The 3,135-nt window shown below is 68.4% G+C and carries 3 protein-coding genes; all 3 read right to left on the bottom strand.

What is annotated here, in order from left to right; all coding sequences use genetic code 11:
• The coding region (locus tag ACE5C1_RS00920) for a sugar phosphate isomerase/epimerase family protein (protein WP_374942186.1) at window positions 1-547 on the bottom strand (547 nt) is incomplete at its 3' end.
• Complete coding sequence (locus tag ACE5C1_RS00915) at window positions 540-1,460, bottom strand: SMP-30/gluconolactonase/LRE family protein (RefSeq protein WP_374942185.1); 921 nt, start codon at window positions 1,458-1,460, stop codon at window positions 540-542. The genes ACE5C1_RS00915 and ACE5C1_RS00920, both read right to left, overlap by 8 nt.
• A partial coding sequence (locus tag ACE5C1_RS00910; protein WP_374942184.1) for a GMC family oxidoreductase occupies window positions 1,457-3,135 on the bottom strand: 1,679 nt, incomplete at its 5' end. The genes ACE5C1_RS00910 and ACE5C1_RS00915, both read right to left, overlap by 4 nt.

Genomic DNA, 3,135 nt, shown 5'->3' with positions numbered 1-3,135 from the left:
AGTAATCGAGACAGAGGCCGACCCGGTCGCTGCCGGCGCGATCGATCACCTCCAGCGCCTGGTCGATCGTCCAGATGGCGCTCTCGACATTGACCGAACTGGGGTTGAGCGGCTCCAGCGCCAGCAGGACGCCGTTGTCGGCGGCGACCTTCGCCAGCTCACCCAGCCTGTCTCCCACGATCCGCATCGCGTCGGCCATGTCGCCGCGCGGGTGCGCGCCGGTGTTGGTGATGAACGGCACGCCGGGCGCGAAGCGGCCGAGGCGCTCGATTGATCCGCGAAGGGCCGCCACGCGGTCGTCCACTCCCTTCGGATCCGGCGTCATCCGGCTGGCAAAGAAGGTGCGCACCTTCGGTTGCATCCCGCTGATGCCGAGGCCCGCAGGCCCGATCGACCCCATCTGTTCGGCGAAGCGATGGTCGTCGAGCTTGGCCTCGACCACCTCGATGGTGTCGACGCCCAGCCTGGCGTAGCGTGTGACGTCATCCTCGAACGACCAGGGCTGCGTCGTGAACTCGCTGATTCCGAAGCGATAGCCGTCAGCCATGACAAACCCCTTTGCGCGCCATCGGCAGTCGGTCGGCGACATGGCAGGTCCGAGGGATCCCCGACGTGCCGACATCGAGCCTCATCAGCGCCCCCGCGTGGGGCTCGCGCATGCGCTGCGCCTCGTTCAGCCCGTCGGACGCGCTGGTCACATAGAGCGTAGCCAGGTCCTTGCCGCCGAACGCGCACATCGTGGGCTGGCTGACCGGAAGGTCGATGTCGCGGTCGACCGAGCCGTCGGCATGGTAGCGCCGCACCCTGCCTCCGCCGTGCAGCGCGCACCAATAGCCGCCCTCGACATCGACGGCGGCGCCATCGGGGATGCCCGCTTCTTGCTCGATCGTGGCGAAGAGACGCCGGTTCGAAAGCGACCCGGTGTCGGGATCGTAATGGTAGGCGAACACCTGTCGCGGATAGCTGTGCGACAGATAGAAGGTGCCGCCATCGGCGCTCCAGGCCATGCCGTTGTGCAGGTCCGAGCAATCGTCCACCGCCACGAGGCCGCCGCCGAGCGTGAAGCTGTGAAGCGCACTCGTCCGGGCAGGAGGCTTGCCGTCGACGGGATCGAACATCACGCCGATCCAGAACCGGCCCGTCGTATCGCAGGCGCCCTCGTTGTAGCGGAACAAGGCCGGGTCGAAGGTCGGTTCGGTCAGCCTAACCAATTTACCGCTCCGCAGATCGAGCCGATGCAGCCCGTGGCGGAGCGCGACCACCGCCCCGCCGTCGCGGGTCAGCGCGAAGCCCCCGACATCGCCCGTCAGCGGCCAGCCGCGGTTCTCACCCGTCGCGGGATCGAAGCGGTAGAGCGCGGGCGCCTTCACGTCGATCCAGTAGAGCGCCTGCTCGTCGGCGGCCCAGGTCGCCGACTCGCCGATGGTGGCGTGCGCGTCGAGCACGATTTCGACCGTCACCGCGCCCGCCCCTTCAGTTCGCCCCGTTTCGCCATGCGTCCGATCCGATCCGCCATCCGCAGCGCAAGCGCGTAGATCGTCAGCGAGGGATTGACCCCGCCAACGGTCGGGAACACCGATCCGTCGCAGATCCACAGATTGGGGATGTCCCAGCTGCGTCCGTCCGCATCGACGACGCTGGTGCGCGGGTCGGCGCCCATCCGCGCGGTGCCGCCCAGATGGTTGCTGTCGTCGGGCTGTTCGAAGATGTAGTCGGCGCCGATCGCCTCGATCGAGGCGCGCATCTGCGTCAGCGAATGCGCGATCAGCGCCTTGTCGTTGTCGCCCCAGCCAAAGGTGATCTTCGCGACGCGCAGCCCGTACTGGTCGAGGTCATCGGCCAGCGTCACGGCGTTGCGCTCGTCGGGCAGCGTCTCGCCGACCATCTTCACGCCGATCATGTGGTTATAGTCGCGCATCGCTTCGCGCAGCGGCGCTCCCCACAGCCCGCGCGCGCCGGTCAGCACCGAAACCCACTCGGTCGGCAGCGGCCCCTGGCCCAGCCAGAGATAGCCACCGTGGAAGTCCTTGGTGTCGTCGTAGTTCCAATGCTCGGTGATGGCGAGGCTGGGTGGCCCCTTGTACCAGCGCACCGGCGCGTCCATCCGGCCCCAGACGGCGGCGTTGGACTGGGTCATGAAGTTCTTGCCGACCAGCCCCGACGAATTGGCGAGGCCGTCGGGGAACCGCTCGTCGGCGGAGTTCAGGAGCAGCCGCGGCGTCTCGATGGCATAGCCGGCGACGACGACATTCTTCGCGCGCTGGAAATGCCACCTGCCGTCGCGGTGGTAATGCACGCCGGTCGCGCGGCCGTCCTTGCCCGTCTCGACCCGGCCGACCATCGCGAGGTCGCGGATCTCGGCGCCGGCGCTGACCGCGCGCGGAATGAACACCGTCAGCACCGAACGCTTGGCATTGGTCGAGCAGCCGAACCGGCAAAAGCCGCGATAAACGCACGGCGGACTCTTGCCGTTGGCGTCGCGATAGGGCGCCGAGAGCGTCGCGAGCGGCGTCTCCGTCCAGGCGATGCCGGTCTTTTCGGCGCCGGCCGCCAGCAGCTTGCCCGCGCCGTTCAGTTCGTGCGCGCGATAGGGATAACGCGGACGCTTCGGCCCCCACGGGTAGGTGATCGGGCCGGAGATGGTCAGCTGGCGCTCCGCCTCGGCATACCAATGCCACATCTCCTCCCAGCCGATCGGCCAGTCGACGCCATAGCCCAGGCTGGTGCGCGCCGTGAACCATTCGGGGCGGAAACGGACGGCGACCATCGCATAGTGGACGGTCGATCCGCCCACCGCCTTGCCGGAATTGTTGCCGCCCATCTTGACCGGGTTCGCGCCGGCGACGACGCGCCGGTCGGTCCAGTAGAGCTGTCCCTGCGCGGTCTCGTCCGACGCGAAGTCCTCGAGCGGACGGAACCAGGCGCCGGCATCAAAGGCGACGACGGAGAAACCCTGCTCGGCCAGCCGCGCGGCGAGCGTGCCGCCGCCCGCGCCCGTGCCGACGATCGCGAAATCGACCTCCTCGTTCTCCGGATACTGACGCATCGGCACCCAGCCGCCCTCATTCAGGACATCCGGCGCCTGGCCGTCGCGACCGCGCGGGGCGAGGCAGGGGTCAGACCACATGGCGGTTC

This window comes from Sphingomonas sp. (assembly GCF_964263785.1).
GTDB lineage: Bacteria > Pseudomonadota > Alphaproteobacteria > Sphingomonadales > Sphingomonadaceae > Sphingomonas.
The sequence above is the reverse complement of the archived record's forward strand: the minus strand, read 5'-3'. Positions and strand labels throughout refer to the sequence as shown.